The following is a 24,133-nucleotide window of genomic DNA, read 5'->3' as shown; positions in this document are numbered from 1 at the left end:
GCAGGTATGCTGGAGAAAAGCAACCACAGGAGGGAAGCATGTCTCATCAAATTATTTTGCCAAGAGTGATGCATATAGGGAAGGGCGCGAGTCAGCGGGTGGCTGAAACCCTCAAAGGCCTTAACTGTCGCAAACCATTATTGGTTACCGATAAGGTGATGGTCGAATTGGGATACAGCGCTGCCATAGTGCAAGTGTTAAAAGAGGCTGGAATTAGCGCAGATGTGTTTTCAGATACGGTGCCTGAGCCAACGGTAAAATCGATTACCCGAGGTGTGGATGCATTTAAAGCCAACGATTATGACAGCATTATCGCCTTAGGTGGCGGAAGCCCTATCGATAGTGCAAAAGCCATTGCCATATTGGGCAAATATGGCGGTGAAATGCGAGACTACAAATTTCCACGGGTTGTCGATGACGCGGGTTTACCGATTATCGCTATTCCCACAACGGCGGGCACAGGCTCTGAAGCAACGCGATTCACTATTATTACTGACGAAAACACTACAGAGAAAATGTTGTGTGTTGGTCTAGGGTTTATGCCAACGGCAGCTCTGGTCGATTATTCGTTAACCCAAAGCTTGCCAGCACGCGTTACCGCCGATACTGGCATTGATGCGCTCACTCACGCTATTGAGGCGTTCGTAAGCCGCAAAGCTAATCTTTATAGCGATGCACAGGCGCTATCAGCTATGGCATTAATTGCGCCTAATCTACGTACTGTATTTGCAGATCCAACAAATGAAACGGCTAGAGAATCAATGATGCTGGGCTCGACGCTTGCGGGTATTGCTTTTTCAAATGCGTCAGTGGCCCTTGTTCACGGAATGAGCCGGCCCATCGGTGCAGCCTTTCATGTGCCTCACGGCTTGTCTAACGCCATGTTGTTGCCCGCGGTTACCGCCTTTTCTATTCCAAGTGCGTCAGTGCGTTATGCACAATGTGCCCGCGCTATGGGGGTCGCTACACAGGGAGATTCAGACGAAATGGCGAACGAAAAGCTTATCAATGAGCTAAAAGCACTTAATGCCGATTTACAAGTGCCCACGCCAGCAGAGTTTGGAATTGATAAAGAGACGTTTTTTGCTTCGACCTCAACAATGGCTGAGCAAGCTTTGGCATCGGGTTCACCGGGCAATAACCCTCGCGTACCGACCATTGAAGAGATGGTCGCCATTTATGTCTCACTTTGGGAATAATCTTTTGGCAAGATGATAAAACGAAAAAGACTGCGCCTTGCAGTCTTTTTAGTATGAAGAAAAACACGCTACAACCACCAATCATAAAGCGTAAAATTCACTAACAGCTATCGCGCCGTCCACCCCCCGTCGAGTACCATGGTTTGCCCGGTAATATTGCGGGCACTAGCCGACATTAAGAAGCTCGCGGTATCTGCAAGTTCTTCAACGCTAACAAATTGCTTTTTAGGCATGGGTTCTAACATGATTTTTGTTATTACCTCTTCCTCGGTAAGGTTATTTTCTTTTGCCTGTGCTGTAATTTGTTGTTCTACCAAGGGGGTTTTAACATACGCAGGGCAGAGAGTGTTAATGGTTACATTACAGTCACCTGTTTCAAGCGCGATGGTTTTTGCAAAACCTAACAGCCCATGCTTCGCCGCTACATAAGCAGACTTATAGGGCGAGGCTACCAACGAGTGAATAGAGCCTACATTAATGATGCGCCCGTAGTTTTGCTGTCGCATTGTGGGCAAAAAAGCTTGGGTTAACAGAGCAGGGCCAACCAGCATTATGTTTATAAGCTGCTGCCACTTATCTGCAGGGAAGTCTTCTATACGAGAAACGTGTTGTATACCTGCATTGTTTATAAGCACATCTACGGTATGTTTTCCCAGTACCTCAGGTAGCGCTGCAACTTGCTCTGCATTGCACACGTCTACCGCCACTGCGCTGGCCGAACCATCCAAGTGCGCCAGTTTAGTTACGGCCTCTTTCGCCGCCTGTTCATTTATATCAGCGATGATCACATGATGGCCTTGTTTCATCATTGACTCGGCAATGCCAAAGCCAATGCCGCTTGCGCCGCCTGTGATAAATATGGTGCGCTTACTCATTGGTACTCCCTGAGGCGTTGATTGATGAAGGTGCACTATCTAATGAAAACAACAGCTTCTTTACTGCCCTTATTTGCGCACCGTTTCTGTTGGCGTAATCGCTAGATGCATAGCCCCACCAATCCCAACAGCCTTGTGGATTTAACGGCATAAATAACGACTTCTTAGTTTGCGGATAAAGCACAACAATATTGTTGTCGTCAGCCCATTCATTCAGACCGGTCTGGGTGGTGTAGGCATCGCCAACGGCATCGGCATACTGGTTACAGCCGTGGAAACTAATATGGGCTCTGCAGGGCTCGCCTTGTGCACAGCTTTCAGGTACATACACAAAACCTTCACTTGCTAATGTTTTAGCATCGCTACCGGCTACATTTTGTTGGTCTATCGAATGCACTTTTCCCGACAAATTATCATCAGGAGCTGAAATATCATCAATAAGATGGGAAAGCAAAACGCCTGCGGCATCATAGTCGCAGTTCCCAATGAAGGGGCTCTCTGATTTCATGCAGTTGACGCCATTGTTTTTGGTAGGAAACAAATGTGCCATGGGTTTATCTTTGATATAGGCAATATTTTGGGTGTCTGTCCACAATTTGTATTGCTCAAATAATAAATCGCTGACTTGTGCAATCACTCTGGTGTCTTGCGTGCCGTGAAAAAGCCAGACTTTTGCGTCTTTCATATTTGAAAGCGAGGCGATTTTTCCCTCAGTTTCATACTGTTTGGCTTTTTCGTTTAGCGTATCAAGGTTAATTTCTCCCTCTACCTTATTCACGCATTGTGCGAGGGCGGTGGTTATATCACCTTTTGCACAAAAGTAGGGGCCGCCAGCAATGACACCAACGCCTTTCACCCAGTCGCTATGTGCTAGTTGAAATTGTGTTGCCATGTAACCGCCTGAGGACAAGCCAGACACGGTGACATTCTTTAAATCGAGGGTAAGCAAAGGAACATCACCTTGTGCTGATGACTCTGCGCTGAAACTTGGCGAACTAAAGCTAAGCGCGCTAACGCTTAATAAAGAAAGCCACATTGCGCGGCGTAAAAAGGGTGTAGGTTTCATCATTACATTGCTGCCTTATCATTTTCTAAAAATTGGCGAATGGCCTGTGCTTGAGCGGATATGTTAGTCACTCCTTCTAAATGCCCTAATTTGCCATCTAGCGTAACTAATGTGCTGTCGATATCAGTTGAAATAAGCTCTTGGTGTGCACTTTGAGATAAGTAGGGCATAAGAAGCAAATCAGTTTGGGCTGGAATAAACAGCGTTTTGGCCTTTATCGACGCCAGCCCTTGCTCAAGATTATCTTGGTGCCCAGCAACGAAGAGCTGGCAAGCTCGAACCAAGTATAAAAGGTGGTTGGCATCCATAGTTTTTGCCCGGGCCTTCGCTCGTTCACGAAGCCAGCTTACAATACTGTGTGACTGACGTATGTCACTAAGCGGCGCTGACTCAACATTTTTAAAATCCAACGTTTTGCCGGTTTGGTTGAAAAAAGAAGGGGTAAGGGCATTTTGCGTAATTAACATGAGCGAGGCAGCTAAGCCATTAAGGGGCGCTTGCTCTTTGGAATAAGCGCCGTTGTTCCAGTTTTTATCTAGAGTGATTGGCGTTGCCCAGTGTTCCAATGCCGCGGTAGTCCATGCATCGCTTTGACCTGCGCCGATAACTGAAATCATACGTTCAACCCAGTCTGGGTAAGCGCTCGCCCAATCGATAGCCTGCATAGAGCCCATAGAAGGCCCAATAACCGCGTACAATTTGCCAATACCTAAGCTTTCAAGCAGTGCTTTTTGAACGTTTACAAAGTCACGTATGGTGACAACGGGAAAGTCCAGGCCATAAGGTTTTCCTGTATCTGGATTAATTGATGCCGGGCCTGTGGTGATTACGTTCGGGTCGTACGCATTTAAGTTGACTAGTGTGTCTACGCTTATTACATAAAAGCGGTCTGTATTAATGGCTTTTCCGGGACCAATAATGCTATCCCAGTAACCTGGTGCTGAATCGTTTTCGTCATACTTTCCCGCTGCATGAGAAGAGCCTGAAAAATAGTGGGTAATCAGTATAACGTTACTCTTAGCATCATTTAGTGTTCCGTACGCCTCCCAACCTACTTTTATATTCTTGATCTGTTTGCCACCAAAGGTTGTATAGTGAGGCATTTCGAACGTCTGCTTTTCTACTATCAGCGAACCTTTTTGCTCAATTTCGCTCGCCACTACCTGAAAGTGAAACGTTACTAGAAGCGTCGCAAGCAACCCAAGCAGGGCACGTGACTTCCTAGCCGAGTGTAAGGCTACCAGTTTAAGTGAAGTCATATATTTTTGTACCGCCCATACGCATGGCACTACTGATCGCTGACTGTTGTACTTGTTTCCTTTCCACATTTGTTTTGGAGCACGCCTAGTTTTCCAGTTCATTTTCTTTAACCCTCAATCCTTTTTCACAGCGCTGACTTCCTTCAACAGAATCTGTATGTAAAGTGACCCTGGCTACAAATACATCAGCGCTAACACTTCGCTCAATTTCGTTTTTACCTGCCGAGCTCATGCTACATAAAGCTAAACAAGCCAATTGCCATTGCCAAACCAATAACAGGCACCACTACAGTGAGCGCACCCACCGCCCAGTAGGCAGCCTGATGGGTTTCGTTACAAATAGCGCGTATGGTAGTGACCACGTAACCATTGTGAGGTAATGAATCTAGTGCGCCTGAAGATATAGATACAATTCTATGCAGCTGCTCTGGTTCTACGCCTTGGTCAAGATAATGCGGAGCTACCAAGGGTAAGGCAATGGCTTGTCCGCCGGATGCGCTGCCGGTTAACCCTGCAATAACGCTTACTGCAATGGCGGCACCAATAAGCTCGTTACCAGGAATTTGGGTCATAAGCGCTACCGTTGTTTGAAACGCTTCGGTGTTTTTTGCTATTGAACCAAAACCTACAACAGCGGCGGTGTTACCTATGGCAATCAATGCCCCGGTCGTACCCGCATTTATGGCAACCGGTAAACTGTGAAAATGTTTGTAGTTAATAGCCAGCAAACACAATACGCCGCCGCCTAACGCCAGAATAAGCGCAAGCTGAGCGAGTTCTTCATGGAATAGAAACGAAATGACTAACACCACGACTAACGGCACAATTCCGGTAAGCGGGTGGGGGAGCGCTCTGTCTCGCACTTCAGGGTCGCTTGCTCTGGCTTCAAACACCTCGCCGTTATTAACGGCTTTTCTGATCATCTTAGCAAGCCACCAGTAACCGAAGCATGCCATGAATATGGCGACGACAAGGCTAACTTCCCACGCGGCAAAAGGCGAGGTGCCCAAATACTTTATAGGGATCCAGTTTTGGATTTCTGGCGAGCCCGCGGAGGTCATCGTAAATGTTACCGACCCGAATGCCATGGCAGCAGGTATGAAGCGACGGGGTAGGTTGGCATCTTTAAACAAACTCACCGCCATAGGGTAAACAGAAAACGCTACCACAAACACGCTTACACCACCGTAGGTCAAAATAGCGCAAGCTAGCACAACCGCTAATACGGCACGCTTGTAACCAATTTTGGTGATGATCCAGCGAGAAACAGCATCTGCCGCCCCTGTGTCTTCCATGAATTTACCGAATAACGCACCAAGTAAAAACATAAAAAACCAAGAGGCGATAAAGCCAGAGAAGCCACTCATATAGGTTTGAACGAAATTCACGTCGCCAGTGAACACGCCAATATTGTTGGTGATGGCAACCACAAGCGCACACAAAGGTGCAGCAATAAAGAGGTTCATTCCGCGTATTGTCAAAACAATAAGCAACAACAGACCGCCTACTAAGCCAATCATACTTAACATAGTTATCATTCCTTAAAAAATCTGTGACCGCAGATGATCCGAAACAGTTAAGTCGATTAAAGATTTGCCTACACCCAAAACCACAAAGTGTATGCGAATCAAGTAAAAAGCATTCATAACAGACATAAAGTTTGACGTTACTTTAATCAAAATCCCATAGTACGATGGTACTACATACTATTAACATTTAATTAACTAAAGTGGTTTTGACCGTAGGCAATACATCCGACAGTGACGTGAGCCTATTGATCTTTGAAGTTTTGAAGTACATCAAAGACCAACAGGCCCTAGAACTTAGAAAAACAAGGACTCACTATGTCTAAATCAACACACACAAATGGCTTGGTTTCACCTTATCAATTACATCCATCTGCTGTTAGCACAGCAGAACGCAAAAGAACTTCAGTTAAACACCCTATGCGTAGCCTATGTGCCCTAGCGGTAGCTAGCGTTTTAAGTACAGCGCCCGTATTTGCTCAGGATAGTCAAGCTAATGCCGATGCCGAAGAGCAAAAAGGAAAATTAGAACGCATTGAGGTGACAGCGCGAAAAACCGTAGAATCGCTACAGGAAACGCCGGTTGCAATCACATCTATTGGTGCGGTTGAACTTGGCGAAAAAGGGATTAGCGTGCTGACTGAAGTGCAGCAGTTTTCGCCTAACACTACGCTACAAACCAGTCGTGGTACTAACTCAACCCTAACAGCATTTATTCGCGGATTGGGTCAGCAAGATCCGCTTTGGGGCTATGAACCAGGCGTAGGTATTTATGTTGATGATGTTTATATTGCTCGCCCACAAGGAGCCGTGCTTGATTTACTAGACGTGCAGCGTATTGAGGTGTTACGCGGCCCGCAGGGGACGCTTTACGGAAAGAATACGATTGGTGGCGCGGTTAAATACGTTACTAAGGAAATGACCGGGGATACTCAGATGAACGTTGAGGCTACGGTAGGTAGCTACAGCCAGCGGGATATTAAAGTGACCGGTCAAATTCCATTGATTGAAGACACGGTGTATCTAGGCGTGGGTTATGCCAATTTAAACCGCGACGGCTTCGGCGAGTACCTAGTAAGCGCGTTGCCCAATCAAGATAAAGAGAACTATAACAAAGATCTTTGGGCAGCCCGTGTAACGTTAGAAGTTCATCCGAGTGAAGATTTGTTTTTCCGCATTGGCTGGGATAAAACCGAAGACACGTCAAATGCGAAAGGTGGCTACCGTCTAATTCCAAGTATTTTAACAGATGCACCCGTGCCTGATTCGGTTTTCGATTCTTATACCAGCTTACCTACATGGAACAAAGTCGAGTTAGAAGGCTATAACTGGCTGGCACGATACAGAGTGAATGATGATTTAGAGCTTAAATATATTGGTTCACATAGAGAAAGTTATTCACCTACCAACATTGATTTCGACAACACGCCTCTGCCTATTTTCGATGTGCCGGCAGAATATGATGACAGTAACGATACTCACGAAATTCAAGCGAACTACACCGGGAACGCGTTCAGCTTAGTGTCAGGGCTTTATTTTTACGATGGTGAGAGCTGCGGTAATTTTGATGCAATTTTAGGTGTGTTAGGGCAGGCGCTCGGTGCACCGGGTTTGACGCGAGAAGTGACAGGCTGCAATAACTCAGAAAGCTGGGCTGCTTACGCACAAATGAATTACGACGTTACCGACAAGCTATCGCTTTCACTTGGTGCCCGATACACCGATGAAGAGAAGACGGCTTTTGTAAATAACGGTTTGGTATTCGCCAACGTCTATCCTTATACCGACTGGATTGATGGGTACGTGCGTCCCGACGGGCAATTAGTGCCTCAAGTACTTGGGACAGACACTGATGGCGATGATGTGTTTGATGCGCCTGCGGTAGAGAGTTGGTCGCGCTTTACCCCGCGAGTGGGCGTTGAGTATCAAATGGACCGCAACACCATGTTCTTCGCAAGCTATTCACAAGGCTTTAAATCGGGCACGTTTAACCCTCGTGCTCAGACTAACGAGCCTGGTGTTGAACCAGAAGTCGTTGACAGCTTCGAGGTGGGTGTGAAGAGCGACTTAACCGACGCACTTCGTATGAATATCACATTGTTCTCATACGACCACAAAGATCGTCAGTATATTGGTGTCGAAGGGGATTTATCTGATCCAACAGCCCTAGATCAGCGACTGCGCAATGCTGCAGAAACGGCCGCAAAAGGTGCCGAGTTGGAGATGACGTGGGTGGCCACCGATAACCTTCAGTTTGACGCTGCTTACGGCTATATTTATTTTGAAATTAAGAAAAACAATGCTATTCCTCCGTTGATTGGCCTAGCGAGTACACCTGAGAACACCTTTAATCTTAATGCCAACTATTTGCTAGAGACGAGTTTTGGGGATATTACCTTCAACGCCAACTACTATTATCGTGATGATTACCTTATCTTTGAAACCAGCGATCTTATCCAACAAGATGCCTATGGTATGGTGAACTTAAGCGCGCGTTGGGAAAGTGTGGAAGGCGACTGGTATGCTGGACTACACGTGAAAAACCTGACCGATGAAGAATATCTGGTTGGCGGTTATGACTTTGTCACACAAGACGGTGAGGGTAACTTTGGTCCGGGCCTTGGTGGCGATACGACACTTATCGGTTATTACGGTGACCCACGTACAGTTCACCTTACGGTAGGTTATCGATTCTAAACGGTATGTTGTGAAGAAGACCGGCAACAAGTTTCACGCCTAGGCGATTACGCTTAGGCGTGCTCACTTTTGCTCGACCTCTGTCGGTTGTGTTGGCCGGCAAATATGTCGAGCAGTGAAGGGCGTGGTGCGGAGTCTTACTCAATAACAGATACGCCAATAAGATTAACCTTTTTTTACCGGCGTGGTAGTATGTTGATTAACAAGGTAGTTACAAGTTGATAGCATTATGTCTGTGAAAATCTTGATTGCTGACGATCATCCTCTGTTCAGAGCTGCGATGTGCCATGCGTTAGCTAGTGTGGAGCATATCGAACTTGTAGAAACCTCCACGTTCCCCGATACGCTCACTAGTCTTGAAGAAAATGACGACATCGACCTGCTTTTCTTAGATCTCACTATGCCAGGCAATGAAGGGTTAAATGGCCTTGCTGAGGTACATGCGCTCTATCCTGATGTACTTGTGGTTGTTATTACCGCACAAGAAGAGCCTGATGTTATGGCAAAATCGTTTGCGTTAGGCGCAAGTGGTTTCATACCCAAATCAGCTTCGGTCGATTGCATTATCGACGCGGTAAATACGGTGTTAGAGGGTGAAACTTGGATACCGCCTACTGTTCCCATAGCATCAGCTACGATGCCAAATGCCTCTGCATCGAATGTGAATGGCCGCTCTAATCCAGAGGATTTCACAAACCGACTAAAGCAACTTACCCCTCACCAACTTAAAGTTTTGCGAATGGTATCAGACGGCTTGCTCAACAAGCAGATTGCTTACGAACTGGCCATTTCTGAGTCTACCGTTAAACAGCATGTATCTGCAGTATTGAGAAAGCTTGGCGTTATCAATAGGACTAAGGCTGGGATCGCATTCAAAAATGCTATGCACTTAAATTAAGCACACTAGATCGCAAGAAGTTAACTAAGACGCCTGAGAACTTTTTCAATATAAAGCGCCTCGTTTGCAATTAAAAGTCCGTCGTTATTCTTCTGCAATTGTAAATTCTCCCTCTTTAAATAGCTACTTTATAATGCAATTCATCGTGTTAAATCGACCCCAGTTCATTCTTGTGGTAGCGTGAAAACAAAGGATTAAATTACTAACATAAAAGGATATTTATGATTCGCTTAATTTTACTTTCCCTTCTTTTTAGTTCTTACAGCGCATTAAGTGCAGTAACGGCATGGACAGACTTCACGCTAGATAATGGTCACGTATTTCTACCTGTCACCATTGAAGGTATTGAATCTCGGGTTATGCTGGACTCAGGGGCACAAATAAACAGTATTAATCGCGCGTTTATCGGCAAGCACGAATTAGACCTTGATAAAGGGCGCCCAGTGAATGTTAAAGGTGTCTATGATGTAGAGAGGCGTAACGCTTATAACAATGTAAGCGTTGAGATGTTTGGCACTGGTTTCGAGTTAGATTCACTCGTCGAGACCAGCCTCGGTCACCATTCCAATGGCATGTTGCTGGGTGCAGGCTTCTTTAACAATTTTATCGTCCAGCTAGATTATCCGCACAGAAAAATTCGTTTGGTCACCCGTGATTCACTGGATATGAGAGAGGTTGCAAACGTTAATGCCGACTCCCAACAGGGAAGCGGTATGCCTATCGCACAAGTAGAGATAAACGGTGTAGCTTTGTGGTTGCTTGTCGATACTGGAAACTCAGGCACAATTCTAATTGACCGACGCGCAGCATCAAAGGCTGGGTTGCTAGACAAAGTGGAAGGCGCAAGCACTTCGTTTGGAGCAAACAGCTCTGGCGTAAATGAGTTTGCTACGTCTGATGTGGTGAAGTTTGGTCCCTATGAGATTGGTGACGTCAAGATCAGTTTTCCTGCTGAAGGGCAAAAAACAAACTTAGAAAGTCAATACGAAAGAACGGGTAGCCGGATAGGTGGAAAGCGGGTAGTAGGCTTAATTGGCTATGATTTGTTGAAGGATTTTGTTGTAACGCTAGATTATCGTTACGGTAGACTTCATATCGCGTTGCCGCAGTAGCATTGACGTACCTTGTTCTACTAACTAGTAAGAAATTTTATTTATCTGTGATTTGAAATGAACAGATAGAATCGTCCTCGGTTAAACGAGGGATTGTTTAAGCAGCCGCTTAAATGCTGCTGGCTTTAAAGGTTTTGGCAGATAGCTAAATTGCTGCTCTGCCGCCTCTTCTCTTATGTCATTACTTCTGTTGGCTGTGACCAAAATCTTCAAGGTAAAACTCACTTTGTTTTCAGAAAGTATTGCTGAAACGTCAAAACCGGTTTCGCCATAATTTAGGTGATAATCGGCAATGAGCACATCAAAATGTTGGTGCGAAATACTTGATGCCTCTGTTCCGCTCGCTATCAATGTCGTACTTCCTCCCCAGTCTTGCAGCAGAGTACACATTGCATTTGCTACTTGCTCGTCATTTTCTACAAGCAGAAAACGCGTGTTCTTCAAAAATGCGTTATTATTTTTACTCGTTGAATTTAGCGGTGATGTTTGGTGGGAGCGCGAGTTGATAGGAGGCGATTTGCTACCTAAGGCACGTTCTACAACGTTTGCCGGATTATTTGGTCCATTTGCTGAGTTAACTGGTAACACCGAGTTTTTTGATAGGGTATCAGCATAAATAGTGCTGCTTGGACGCACAGTGGATAACAAGCATTCGCTTTGATTTACTCTGGAAATAGCCACACTAAAACAGCTTCCTTGATTCGGCGATGAAGCCAGTCCGACTTTATGACCTAGTAGTCGGCATATCTTATCCACAATAGTTAGGCCTAAACCAATCCCTTCGCCTTTACTATTGCTTTCAAGCTGGTGAAATTCGCTAAAAATCTCATGTTGTTGATTAGGTGCAATACCAGAACCTGTATCATATACGCAAAGCTTTATGGTTGGTTCTGCGTCTGAACAGTGAGCGCGTCTAACGCCAACTAGTACACTGCCCTTTGATGTGTAGCGCACTGCGTTGGACAGCAAGTTTTGAATCACCCGGCGCAATAGAACTTTGTCTGAATAGATGATGACTGCGCTCGGTATATATCTCAGCTCAATACCTTTCTGCTTCGCAATGACACCGAACTCTTGTACCAGCGATGACAGCATTTCATCGATGGGAAACGCGGTCTTTTGAGGTGTAAGCACGCCAGCGTCTAATTTTGTCATATCAAGCAGCATAGAAAGTAAGCTTTGTGCGTTATCTAGTGAATTCACGACGCCTTCAGATAAGGTGGCCAATTCACTGCCTTGGGTCTTTTTACTGAGCATGCTGGCAAATAATGTAGCGGCGTTAAAGGGCTGCATGAGGTCGTGTCCGGCGGCTGCCAAAAATTTAGTTTTACTCTCATTGGCCTTATCAGCTTGAAGCTTTGCTTCTTCTAATTCAGCGGTGCGAAGGGCAACTCTTGCCTCCAAATCCTCTTTTGCGCTTTCTAGTTCCCTTTGTATTGCCATGTATTCGGTAATATCGCTGTAAGTGGTTACGTAACCCCCGCCAGGAAGGGGGGCACCATTTAGCTCTATGACTTTTCCATCAGGCTGTCTTCGAATATGTTTATGGCGGGTGCCCTCTAGCATGTAGCTCACTCGCTTATCAATTGATGAGGGGCTAAATAAGCCTCGTTTGGCGTTGTAACTCAGTATGTCGGTAATTGGCATGCCTGCTTTTAAAAAGCCTTTGGGGTAGGCGAAAAGTTCCACATAGCGCTCGTTCCACGCCAATAGCTGAAGTTTGTCATCAAGTACACTAATACCCTGTTCGATATTTTGTACCGATGACTGAAGTACTTCGTGGTTGAACTGAAATGATTGGGACGCTTCTTCTACCCAATCAACCAATTCGGGCAAGCTATCACTGCCAGTATCTGCAATGGCGCCGAGTAATATTCGCGCGCTGGGCGCACCCACTTGGGCGGCAAGCAGCTTGTTCACTCTGTCAATAAGAGCCTGACTGGCGTATCCGTTGCTCGAGGCGCGGTTAACATCCACAGAAAGCTGCTGCACAAGTTGACTGTGAGTACTGGTATCAAGGACACGTTCGGTAAGCGCTATTAAATCACGAACTTTTACGAGTAGATGAGGAGCACCGTCATGCGTTGTCTCAACATTATTCTGTTTAGCGCCCCGGTTTGATGTGATCAGCGCTACTGCAATAAAGGTTATGCAGTTTGCCATTAATGCATAAGCAAAACCCAGACCTAAAGCTTGGTCAGTAGGTACTGGGTCAAAATAGTAGCTAGACATTAAACTGGGGTAGAGCAGAAACACAGCCCAACACATAAAGCCTACCAGTAATGCACAAATAGCTGCAGTTTTAGTACTCTTTTGCCAGTAAATACCAAACATAAGTGCAGGCATGCATTGCCCCAACAAAGCAATAGCGATAACACCACTTTTCACCAAAGGCGCAGCTTGGCTAATATTTAAGTGATACCACAGTGCTATGCTAAGTACGATTAAAACGGTAAGCCGCCGGATAGAAAGAATTTTGCTTGGCTCCATTGAGCGACTTGGAGAGGTTTTCAGTCGCGCCTTCAGCCAGAGAGGTGTGACCACATTGTTTGAAATCATTATTCCTAGGGCTAGGGTAGCTACAATTACCATACTAGTGGTAGCCGATAACCCCCCAATAAAAGCAAAACCTGATAGGGCGATGTTTTCGGTAAATAAGGGCAGGGCGAGTACGTAGGCATCTGAACTTGTTGTTGCCGGAAGCAGCATTTTGCCTGCAAGGGCGATGGGGATAATGAACAACGTCATACCGAACAAGTAAAGTGGAAACAGCCACCTTGCAGTACGAAGCTCGCTCTCACCGTTTTGTTCAACAAAGTTCATGTGAAATTGTCGTGGTAGTACAAACATAGAGCAGACACCAAGAACTACGTGCGATGCATAAACCCAGGGTGCGCTATCAGCGTAAATGACGTCCCTGGCACTGTCATTTGACGAGGCGTTAGAAACTAAATCTAAGACGCCATCGAATAAAAAGAAGCAAACAAAAACGCCTACTGCCAAAAGCGCCACAAGCTTTACCACCGACTCGAAAGCAATGGTTAGAAGTAATCCAGGATGCTTTTCCGTCAAGTTTAGCGTACGCGTACCAAAAGTTATGGCAAATATGGCGAGCAAACCGGCCACGTAAATGCTTAACCAAGGCGTGGTGGTTTGGGGTTCGCCTGTAAGTAGGTTAATAGACTTTGTTATAGCGTCTAATTGAAGGGCTATATAGGGCACAACACCAAAAAAACACAGTAAAGTAATAAGTGCAGCAATTAAATGAGAGTGCTGGTATTTGAGCGAGATGAGGTCGGCTAAAGAGCTGATATTATGCTGCTGGCATAGCCTGCTTATACGAAGCACCACAGGAAAGGCAAATGCCATGGTGAGCATAATGCCTAAATAAGTGGGGATAACCGCCCAGCCATATTGGGTGGCTTGCGATGTGGTGCCGAAAAAAGCCCAAGATGTGCAGTGCACACCTAAACCAAGGCTATAAAGTACGGGGTGCTGTCGATTATCGCGTAAATATCTGTCACCCCAAAATGCTAAAGCAAAAAGCGCGAGAAGGTAGAAACCGACGATAGCGCCAACCGTCCATATACTTAGCATAGGTAGTCCGTGTAGTAGATAGTTTGTGCTGTTGGACGCACAAATTAGTGCTCTCAAAAACTTATTTTCTTCCTACGTTTACATTAACACGGTTTTCACATTTGGCACATCTCCGAGTTTCCTCACATAAATTCAGTTATTAGTAAAAGTGAGGGGCTGATTGCCCCCCCCCCCCGAAATGATTAGGTGTAATTAGGTGTAATTAGGTGTGATTAGGGATAAATAGGGAAAATAGGCTTTATTCTCTCGCTGTATTTATTGCTCAAAGCGGAAGCGATAAAGCACATAGGGTGGCTTAGCGTTACCTAGCCCTTGGCTGAAAGCTGGGTGCTGATGCAGCTGGTCTTGAGTGACGTAAACATAACCGTTACTTGTTGCAAGGCTATCGGGCCAAGACAGGCGCTTATCTTGAATAAGGGTTTGATACTTTCCTTCAGTCGTTAACCCAACCGCGTTATTTTCTAAATCGGTGGCTAACACGCCGCCTCCTGGCGCTAGTGTAATACCGTCGCTCGGGTTTTTGGGGCCAAATACCTGAATAGATTTCTCTAATTCATTGTCTGATAGCGACGTGTCGCCGATAGCGGATGTTGATATTTGATAAATTTTGGTGCCAGTGAACGCGCCAAAGTAAAGCGTGTCAGAGGCTGGGTCTAACGCTATTGGATTTAAACCAAATTTAAGCGGGTTTGGCTTACCATCATCGGTTTTAGAGGCAAGTAGCGATGCTTCAATAACAAGTTCTCTATCTTCAGGCATAAGATAAGAAGCGCTTTCTAATACGCGCTTAGATTCGCCCGTCTCTGTGTCTACGACAATAATTGCCGGCTTTGTTGCACCAGCAAAGTTACCAAATGTCATGTCTGCTATATAAATTTTGTTATGCTTTTCATCAATAACAAAGTCTTGAACAAACGAATTTGCTTTAAGTGCTTTGCTATCAAGTTCAATGGTTTTAAGCAGAGCATTTTCATTGCTATCCCACGCAACGAGTTTGGCTGGTGAGGTTTCACTTCCCATGTCTAGCATCCAGACAATGCCTTGACTATCGCTGTGTATACCAATAACGGCACTAAAGCCCACATCACCAGTTTCTGGGCCATCTGCCCAATCTAAATTAGGGAAGGGTTGTTTAGATCCATTAGCCATTACCTCAACAATCTTTAGCTTTGGATTATCAAGCGGGTGCATACTAATGAGTAATCGGCCAGACGGAGTGATGGTAATACCTGCGCCTCTTGCGTCTTCAAATGTGGTGACAGGCTCTAATGGGCCTACTTCAGTAGCAGCAGAGGCCACGCCGTTTAACATGCTTAGCCCAACAGTGGTAGCGATAACAAGTTGCTTTAATTTGATCATCTCTCTTCTCCAATTTCTGGTACGGGGTAAAAAAGTCGGTACAGCTCAATTGCGACTGGCAGGAGAAGTGTAGAGATATAATTTGCAAACAGTAATAGGCTTGTTTTTGAATCATTATCAAAAACTATTTGATAATGAAAGTGGGAAGCGAGAATTCAGACGCTTCGTTTCGAACACATCACTTAGAGTCCTAAGTAGTTTTTATATTAAAACTAAAATTTCTCAGCATTTTTTAAAATCGTCCACAAAATTATTGTGGATACCCTTGATCACCTTAAAACTAGCCCCATAACTAAGCGCAACGAAGTTATTCCCAGTAATTTTAATGTTATTGGGCATCGCCTAATTAAGAAAAACGTTTGGAGGTAGGCATGAGCGATAATCGCGACGTGCAGGCAGAACAAGAAAATACAGTAGATGAGACTGTAATTAATGCTGATGAAGCGCAGGTAGAAGCATCAGAAGCAGAAGGTGTAGAGCTAGACGAAAATGCGCAGCGCATTTACGAACTAGAAACCGCACTTTCTGAGGCGCAAGCAACCATTAAAGAACAGCAGGATGGTGTGCTTCGCGCGCGCGCAGATGCTGATAACGCACGTCGTCGCGCTGAAGGCGAAGTAGAAAAAGCGCGTAAATTTGCGCTTGAACGTTTTGCTGGCGAATTGCTTCCGGTTATCGACAACTTAGAGCGCGCTATCGAAATGACCGATGGTGACAATGAAGCTGTGAAGCCGCTTTTAGAAGGTGTGGAAATGACCCACAAAACTTTCTTAAGCACTATTGAGAAATTTGGATTAAGCCTTATTGATCCGCAGGGTGAAACCTTTAACCCTGATTTGCATCAAGCTATGTCGATGCAAGAAAGTGCAGACCACGAGCCAAATACAGTAATGGCTGTGATGCAGAAAGGTTATCAAATTAATGGTCGTTTGCTACGCCCTGCCATGGTTATGGTATCGCGTGCACCAAGCGACGGTGTGGATACGCAGGCCTAAGACGCTTTTTGCGACGAACACACAAAAATGTCAGTTTTTTTACTGGCATCTATTGAAAAGACGGGGAATAACCCCACTAAAAGTACAGTATTAAGAAAATCATTCGGAGACACGAAATGGGTAGAATCATTGGTATCGACTTAGGTACAACGAATTCATGTGTCGCAGTTCTAGACGGCGACAAACCTCGCGTAATTGAAAACGCGGAAGGCGATCGTACAACACCTTCAATCATCGCATACACAAACGATGGTGAAACACTTGTAGGTCAATCTGCGAAGCGTCAGGCGGTAACTAACCCTGAAAACACGCTATTCGCTATCAAGCGTCTAATTGGTCGCCGTTTTCAAGATAAAGAAGTACAGCGCGACATCGACATTATGCCTTTCAAAATTGTAGGTGCTGATAACGGTGATGCGTGGGTAGAAGCTAAAGGCGAAAAAATGGCGCCTCCTCAGGTTTCTGCTGAAGTACTTAAGAAAATGAAGAAGACCGCTGAAGACTACCTTGGCGAAGAAGTAACTGGTGCAGTAATTACTGTTCCTGCTTACTTTAACGATTCTCAGCGTCAAGCAACTAAAGATGCGGGCCGCATCGCAGGTCTTGAAGTTAAGCGTATCATTAACGAGCCGACAGCTGCTGCTCTTGCCTACGGCATGGATAAGAAGCAAGGCGACAACGTTGTTGCAGTTTACGACTTAGGTGGTGGTACCTTCGATATCTCTATCATCGAAATCGATGAAGTAGACGGCGAGCACACGTTTGAAGTACTAGCGACTAACGGTGACACACACCTTGGTGGTGAAGACTTCGATAACCGTGTTATTAACTACCTAGTTGAAGAGTTTAAGAAAGATCAAGGCATCGACCTACGTAAAGACCCGCTTGCAATGCAGCGTCTTAAAGAAGCCGGTGAAAAAGCGAAAATCGAACTTTCTTCTTCACAACAGACTGAAGTTAACCTGCCTTACATCACGGCTGATGCAACAGGTCCTAAGCACTTAGCGATTAAGCTTACCCGTGCAAAACTTGAGTCTTTGGTTGAAGACCTAGTGAAAAACTCGCTTAACCCGCTTAAGCAAGCACTAGCTGATTCAGACCTATCTGTAGGCGACATCAACGACATCATCCTTGTTGGTGGTCAAACGCGTATGCCGCTAGTACAGAAGTATGTAACTGAGTTCTTCGGCAAAGAGCCACGTAAAGACGTTAACCCTGATGAAGCAGTAGCGGTAGGCGCGGCAATTCAAGGTGGTGTACTTTCTGGTGACGTTAAAGACGTACTACTTCTAGACGTAACACCTTTGTCTCTAGGTATCGAGACAATGGGTGGTGTAATGACGGCGCTTATCGAGAAAAACACGACTATCCCTACTAAGAAGTCGCAAACGTTCTCTACAGCGGAAGACAACCAGTCTGCGGTAACAGTACACGTACTACAAGGTGAGCGTAAGCAATCAAGCGGCAACAAGTCTCTTGGTCAGTTCAACCTTGAAGGCATTCGTCCAGCAGCGCGCGGTGTGCCGCAAATCGAAGTTACTTTCGACCTAGATGCTGACGGTATCCTACACGTGTCTGCGAAAGATAAAGATACAGGTAAAGAGCAGAAGATCACTATAAAAGCTTCTTCAGGCCTAAGCGATGAAGAAGTGGAAAAAATGGTAGCAGACGCAGAAGCGAACAAAGAAGCGGATGCGAAGTTTGAAGAGCTAATTCAAGCGCGCAACCAAGCTGATGGCATGGTCCACGCTACACGTAAGCAGCTTGAAGAAGTTGGCGATGCACTAAGTGCAGAAGACAAAGCGCCAATTGAAGAAGCCCTTACTGCGCTAGAAACAGCGTCTAAAGGCGAAGACAAAGCGGAAATCGAAGCGAAAACGCAAGAACTTATTAAGGCGTCTAGCAAGCTGATGGAAGCGGCGCAAGCTCAACAAGCAGCAGCTGGTGGCGCGGAAGGCGCTGAGCAGCAAGCTTCTTCTGGTCAAGCAAACGATGACGTTGTTGACGCAGAATTTGAAGAAGTGAAAGACGACGACAAAAAGTAAACTGTTGTGATTAGCCCGGCGCGCCGGGCTGTGTAAGCAGTTCAGGCGCAACAGGATATTCTTGTTGCGCCTTTGTTGTGTAAATAACTTGGTGTAAATAGCCTAGCGTTATTAAAAACCTAATCAGGTTATTTTCACAACAGTCAGATGTAGATTCGACAAGCATTACATGCTTGTCGACAAAAAAAGTAGGATATGTAAACGATATGTCGAAACGAGACTACTACGAAGTACTCGGGGTAGATAAAAGCGCGGGCGAACGTGAAATTAAAAAAGCGTATAAAAAGCTTGCGATGAAATATCACCCTGACCGTACGCAAGGCGATAAAGGCCTGGAAGATAAGTTTAAAGAAATCCAGGAAGCCTACGAAATTCTGTCAGATTCGCAGAAGCGTGCAGCATACGACCAATACGGCCACGCAGGTGTTGATCCAAACCGCGGTGGCGGCGGCTTCGGTGGTGGTGCCGACTTCGGCGATATCTTTGGCGATGTTTTTGGTGATATCTTTGGCGGCGGTGGTCGCGGTGGACGTCAGTCGCGTGCTCGTCAAGGTTCAGACTTACGTTACAACCTAGAGCTAAGTTTAGAAGAAGCAGTTCGCGGTAAGAGCGTTGATATTCGCGTACCTACGCTGGTCGAATGTGACGTGTGCGACGGTTCAGGCGCGAAAAAAGGTTCTTCACCTAAAACCTGTCCTACTTGCCACGGCAACGGTCAGGTTCAAATGCGCCAGGGTTTCTTTGCTGTACAGCAAACTTGTCCGACATGTTCAGGCAAGGGTAAGATTATTGAAGACCCTTGTAACAGCTGCCATGGCCATGGTCGTAAAGAAAAGACCAAGACCCTTAACGTTAAAATTCCAGCAGGCGTAGACACAGGGGATCGTATCCGTCTTTCTGGTGAAGGCGAAGCGGGTGAAAACGGTGCACCAGCAGGTGACCTGTACGTTCAAGTGCATGTTCGTGAACACGACATCTTCCAACGCGACGGCAACAACCTGTATTGCGAAGTACCGTTAAGCTTTACTACAGCAGCCCTTGGTGGCGAGTTAGAAGTTCCTACTTTGGACGGTAAAGTTAAGCTGAAAATTAGCGCTGAAACGCAGACTGGTCGTATGTTCCGATTACGCGGCAAAGGCGTTAAGTCTGTTCGAAGCGGTGCTATGGGCGACTTGATGTGTAAGGTTGTGGTTGAAACACCAGTTAACTTATCATCGCGTCAAAAAGAGCTACTTCAAGAGCTAGAAGAGTCTATGGGTAAAGCTTCGAGCAAGCACAGCCCCAAAGCGCAAGGCTTCTTCGATGGCGTGAAGAAATTCTTTGACGACTTAACTAACTAGTTTTTTGTACCTATTAAGTTTCAAAAGCCCTCGTTTAGAGGGCTTTTTTGTATCCGAGTATATGTTTTCTACCTCTGCAACTTGTTAGGACGATTTCGCCTCATAAACGAAATAATTTCGAGTGTCTGTCCGAAACTATACTTTGTGAGAGTAGGGCGAGTGTCTGTCCGAAACTGTACTTTATGAGGGTAGGGTGAGTGTCTGTCCAAACCTGTACTTTGTGAAGACGAAGTAAGTGGGTGTCCCTTTGCCATCCGAATGTTTGTTAAAACATGACTACCCGCGGCTAATCTCTTGAAAGCGCTTATTCAACGTTATATTTCTTGCGCTAAAACGAACTATTCGTCACGATAGGCTTATAAGTAAAAGGTAAAATATCTGCTTACGTAAAAGTAGATGACCGGTAATTAAAAAAAGGGAACAGGCATGAGACTTTTCAATAAAACGATAATCGTAGCAGCTACCGTTGGCGCAGTGATGTCAGGTTCAGCGTTAGCTGAAGTAACTGAAGCTTCTTCTGAAAAACACGCTAAAGCAGCAACTCAGTACCGCCAGGCGGTTTTTCAATTAGTTCGTAGTAACATGGGCCCGTTGGGCGGTATGGCAAAAGGCGCGCTTCCATTCGATGAAAGCGTAATGCAAACCAACGCTGTACGCCTTGAACAACTTGCTGACATGATGGGCGACTATTTAGCTGTCGATACACGTAAATTTGACGTAGAGACGGGTGCGAAAGATGAGATTTGGGAAAACTTCTCAGATGTAGAAAAGAAAGTGATGGCACTTAAAACGGCCGCACAAGGTCTACAGGCTGCAGTGGATGCAGGCGACGAGAGCGCGTATCGCGGTGCTATAGGTAAAATTGGTGCAAGCTGTAAGTCTTGCCACGATGACTACAAAAAAGACTAAATTTTAGGTGCTGTTGACGTCAGTGTTCTATCACTGCTCAACAGCACTTGTTCTCTCAGCATCTATTCTGTTAACACCTACTTTTTGAACCTCTCACCTTTCGATAAGCGTGCTGAGGCTTGATAATATTCTAAAAATTGTTTTATAAATCTTCGAAAAATAGCAGACGTTAACTTTATCACTCTTTATTTCGCCTCTTCGGCTTAATCTTTTTTACCTCCCCATAGCCACAAAATGCTGGAAATTTGTACAATTTTTGTCTATGTTGGTGAATGAAAAACCAACATATTAATAACTCATATTCACGATAAATGTCTTACCTACAAATGTATTAAAACAGCATTTACTAATAAGGTAACGTGTCACTGTTGGAAAATAACGAAGCGCAAAAGCGCAAACAACACTCTACCCATCTGGTTAAATAAATGGGGGAGGTGCTTTTGTATGCGAGTAATATTGTTTTCGAGGACCTAATTAGATGGATTTACGCAGTGAGCGCATGCTTTCCACAATGCGCACAACGCAGAATAGTATTTCTGCGTTATTAACTGAAAATAGGGATAAAATAGAGTCACCGTGTATATTATTGGTTTCGATAAACCCAAACAGTGGCCGCGCCACCGTTATTGCAAGCGATAGTGAGCACTCAGAAATTGAGTCACATCACATCGTTTTCCCGCCCCATACATTACTCATGCTGCCTTTAACACCGATGAGCGCACCATTACCGGCAAGAGAATTCACCTTGCCCCAATCACTTGAGCATTTTCGTGAACAATATGTCGTTGTGGCGTCGGTAAGAGATATGCAAAATGACGTGTTGGGGGTTGTGCTTACATTTGTGAGAAACAGCAACCTAATTGGACATCAACATACCTACATAGATATTCTGCGCCAGAAGGTCGAATTAAACTACCTCTATGAACTTGCTAGGCATCCTTATTCAGATAAGTTGTCAGAGCAGTTGTCACTCCTTGAAGAGGTAAGCGCTATTTCAAAAGTAGGGGCGTGGCAAATAGACAGGTTCACTGGCGCGTTTTCTTCAACTCAAATAATGAAAAGCCTGCTGGGACTGCTGCATTCAAAAAGCGTTAACCTACAAGATGTGCTCGAAGTTATTTCATTTGAAGACAGAGATAACCTTAAACAACGAATTCTCAAAGCGATTAAGAAACAAAGGCACTTTGCAAAGCATCTCACTATTTCCGATAAACAAGGGCGAACTAGAAATATAAAGCTAACCGTATTTTTACAGATTGAGCGTCAGACTAATTTTGGCTTAAAACTTACTCGCTTATATGGTGTCGTGCAGGATGAAACAGAAACTCAGAGACTTTCTGATTCACAACATAATTATACAGACTATCTAACAAGTATCTTAAATGGTGTTGATAGCGTGGTTCTCAGCATTGATAAGAATGGCACCATACTGTCGGCAAACGAACAGGTTATCTATGTATTGGGGTTTCAGCCGGAAGAGTTAATAGGGCAAGATATCAAGCTTCTAGCGACGAAGGTTCAAAATAGTGACGGGCCTTCCTCCTTGTTAAATTTAGACGAAGGCGTTGCACGTTGCTGTAAGGTTGAGACCATAAACGAGTGCATACGTCACAAAAACGGTAAGAGAATAGCGTGCGATGTAAGCTTAAAAGCATGCACGGTACATAACCAAGACTTAGTCATAATAAGCATACGAAGCGTTTCAAACTTGCATTTTGAAGTAGACCGCTTTAAACAGTTAGCGTTAACAGACCCTTTGACTGGACTGGCTAACCTTTATCATTTAGAGCAATACCTTTTAGATAAAGCTGCATTAGCATCGTCTGAGAAGGCGCTATCTGTGTTTATTCGGGTTAGCATTGTCAATGTTAAAGAGTATGAAGACGCATTTGGAGAACCCACAGTTGACTACATCTTGCGTATATTAGCTAGCCGCTTTGTGCGTGCTTTTGACGTCAATAGGCAGCTTGAAGTGAGAGTATTTAAATACGATCGCGGCAACTTTGTTCTTCACTTAGAAAATTATTTTAAGGACGACCATACGGCGAAAAATGCGGCTCAGCAGTGCGCTCATTATCTCAGAGATAACGTGTTGGCCCCTATCACTCTACACAACAGTTCACTGGCTATCGAGACCAAAACAGTGAGTTGTGCTATCCCCCCAAAGTACTTTTCCTTCAAAAAAGTAAAAGAGCTATTGTCTAGAAAGGCCTGCAATGAAGATATTGTTTATTTAGACGATGAGAGAGAGCACACTTATTTACATATCGATGGTAGCGACATAGACCGCTATAACTATATAAAGCATTCCTTAAATAGAGCTATTGCCAACAATGAGTTATTCGTTGAGCTTCAGCCTCAATATTGTAGTAGTGGAAACTTAGTAAGCTCTGAAGTGTTGCTTAGATGGAACCATCCTCACCTTGGCTTTGTTACGCCGGCGGAGTTTATCCCTATTGCTGAGCAGAACGATTTTATTGCCGACATTGGATTATGGGTTTGTAATGAAGCTTGTAAATTATTAAGCGAATGCCACGAGAAGAGTGTAAACACTAAGCTATCAATCAATATAAGTGCGAAGCATTTAGCGCGGGCTGACTTTGTCAGCAAATTTGTAGCAATAGTAAATAGGTGGAGGGTGCCACACAAGTGTCTAAAACTTGAATTGACAGAAGGCGCTCTGATAAAAGGCGTTAACATAATACAGCGCCGAGTAAGAGATTTAGCCCAACAAGGGTTTAGTTTATCTATTGATGATTTTGGTATTGGTGATTCAAACCTTAACTCACTGCAAGCGCTTCCAATTAATGAGCTCAAAGTTGACAAAGTTTTTATTGAAGCAATAGAAGATTCGAAAGAAAAAAACGTGTTTGTTACAAATATTTGCAACATGGCAAGGGCGTTGAAGCTTGATACCGTGGCAGAAGGTATAGAAACCACAGGGCAATTAAACGAAGCAAAGGCTTGTGGATGTAGCGCTTTTCAGGGTTATTACTTAGATAAGCCGATGAGCATAGGTGATTGGCGCGATAAATTCGTCGACGCTCAGAACTAGTTGTTAGTGGGAAAAAGCATTAAATACGTTTAAATCAGCACTCGTTTGGCTACTCACTAAAAATTTTACGCTATTTGAAAATGTTTCTCTAAGTTTAAATTAATGTAAATCAAATTGTTAGTTGGCCTACGCCATAAGTCTTATAAGCAGGTCTGATTGAACTGAAGTAGGGTAGATATAAACCCTAATCAGGACATGGAT

Annotated in this window: 15 protein-coding genes; 9 read left to right on the top strand and 6 right to left on the bottom strand. The window is 44.8% G+C overall.

What is annotated here, in order from left to right; all coding sequences use genetic code 11:
• Nucleotides 1–38: 38 nt before the first annotated feature.
• Nucleotides 39–1,199 carry an iron-containing alcohol dehydrogenase gene (locus ACXACS_RS14815; protein ID WP_474807703.1) on the top strand — a complete coding sequence of 387 codons (1,161 nt, stop codon included), beginning with the start codon at nt 39–41 and terminating at the stop codon, nt 1,197–1,199.
• Nucleotides 1,200–1,306: 107 nt separating this feature from the next.
• Here the strand turns inward: ACXACS_RS14815 and ACXACS_RS14810 are convergent, their stop codons facing one another.
• The 4 genes from ACXACS_RS14810 to ACXACS_RS14795 form a co-directional block, all read right to left on the bottom strand.
• Nucleotides 1,307–2,074, bottom strand: coding sequence for a 3-hydroxybutyrate dehydrogenase (locus tag ACXACS_RS14810; RefSeq protein ID WP_474807701.1), 768 nt, complete (start codon nt 2,072–2,074; stop codon nt 1,307–1,309).
• A complete protein-coding gene (locus ACXACS_RS14805; protein WP_474807699.1) occupies nt 2,067–3,143 on the bottom strand; it encodes an extracellular catalytic domain type 2 short-chain-length polyhydroxyalkanoate depolymerase in 1,077 nt (358 codons plus the stop codon). The genes ACXACS_RS14810 and ACXACS_RS14805 overlap by 8 nt, the downstream gene beginning before the upstream one ends.
• Nucleotides 3,143–4,399, bottom strand: a complete 1,257-nt coding sequence (locus ACXACS_RS14800) for an E22 family MetX-like putative esterase (protein WP_474809288.1) — start codon at nt 4,397–4,399, stop codon at nt 3,143–3,145. The genes ACXACS_RS14805 and ACXACS_RS14800 overlap by 1 nt, the downstream gene beginning before the upstream one ends.
• A 233-nt stretch (nt 4,400–4,632) precedes the next feature.
• Nucleotides 4,633–5,928, bottom strand: coding sequence for a GntP family permease (locus ACXACS_RS14795; protein ID WP_474807697.1), 1,296 nt, complete (start codon nt 5,926–5,928; stop codon nt 4,633–4,635).
• 315 nt (nt 5,929–6,243) lie between these two features.
• Here ACXACS_RS14795 and ACXACS_RS14790 point away from each other — a divergent pair, with 315 nt between their 5' ends.
• From ACXACS_RS14790 to ACXACS_RS14780, 3 genes are all read left to right on the top strand, one after another.
• A complete protein-coding gene (locus ACXACS_RS14790; protein ID WP_474807695.1) occupies nt 6,244–8,622 on the top strand; it encodes a TonB-dependent receptor in 2,379 nt (792 codons plus the stop codon).
• 229 nt (nt 8,623–8,851) lie between these two features.
• Nucleotides 8,852–9,520, top strand: coding sequence for a response regulator (locus ACXACS_RS14785; protein WP_474807693.1), 669 nt, complete (start codon nt 8,852–8,854; stop codon nt 9,518–9,520).
• 221 nt (nt 9,521–9,741) lie between these two features.
• Nucleotides 9,742–10,632: an aspartyl protease family protein gene (locus ACXACS_RS14780; RefSeq protein ID WP_474807691.1), complete on the top strand. Its 891-nt coding sequence runs from the start codon at nt 9,742–9,744 to the stop codon at nt 10,630–10,632.
• Between the two features lie 81 nt (nt 10,633–10,713).
• Here the strand turns inward: ACXACS_RS14780 and ACXACS_RS14775 are convergent, their stop codons facing one another.
• Nucleotides 10,714–14,229: a PAS domain-containing hybrid sensor histidine kinase/response regulator gene (locus ACXACS_RS14775; protein ID WP_474807689.1), complete on the bottom strand. Its 3,516-nt coding sequence runs from the start codon at nt 14,227–14,229 to the stop codon at nt 10,714–10,716.
• A gap of 255 nt (nt 14,230–14,484) precedes the next feature.
• Complete coding sequence (locus tag ACXACS_RS14770; RefSeq protein ID WP_474807687.1) at nt 14,485–15,588, bottom strand: L-dopachrome tautomerase-related protein; 1,104 nt, start codon at nt 15,586–15,588, stop codon at nt 14,485–14,487.
• A gap of 371 nt (nt 15,589–15,959) precedes the next feature.
• Between ACXACS_RS14770 and grpE the strand changes: the two genes are divergently transcribed.
• From grpE to ACXACS_RS14745, 5 genes are all read left to right on the top strand, one after another.
• Nucleotides 15,960–16,583 carry a nucleotide exchange factor GrpE gene (gene grpE, locus ACXACS_RS14765; protein ID WP_474807685.1) on the top strand — a complete coding sequence of 208 codons (624 nt, stop codon included), beginning with the start codon at nt 15,960–15,962 and terminating at the stop codon, nt 16,581–16,583.
• A 116-nt stretch (nt 16,584–16,699) separates the two neighbouring features.
• Nucleotides 16,700–18,628, top strand: a complete 1,929-nt coding sequence (dnaK, locus tag ACXACS_RS14760) for a molecular chaperone DnaK (protein ID WP_474807683.1) — start codon at nt 16,700–16,702, stop codon at nt 18,626–18,628.
• A 206-nt stretch (nt 18,629–18,834) separates the two neighbouring features.
• Entirely contained in the window at nt 18,835–19,968 is a 1,134-nt protein-coding gene (gene dnaJ, locus ACXACS_RS14755) for a molecular chaperone DnaJ (RefSeq protein ID WP_015066791.1), read from the top strand.
• Between the two features lie 426 nt (nt 19,969–20,394).
• Nucleotides 20,395–20,877 carry a c-type cytochrome gene (locus tag ACXACS_RS14750; RefSeq protein WP_474807681.1) on the top strand — a complete coding sequence of 161 codons (483 nt, stop codon included), beginning with the start codon at nt 20,395–20,397 and terminating at the stop codon, nt 20,875–20,877.
• 478 nt (nt 20,878–21,355) lie between these two features.
• Complete coding sequence (locus ACXACS_RS14745) at nt 21,356–23,932, top strand: EAL domain-containing protein (RefSeq protein ID WP_474807679.1); 2,577 nt, start codon at nt 21,356–21,358, stop codon at nt 23,930–23,932.
• Nucleotides 23,933–24,133 lie beyond the last annotated feature (201 nt).

The sequence above is a fragment of the Alteromonas sp. AWM4_230 genome, from assembly GCF_056158305.1.
Note: the sequence above shows the minus strand (reverse complement) of the source record. Positions and strands in the feature narration are given on the sequence as shown.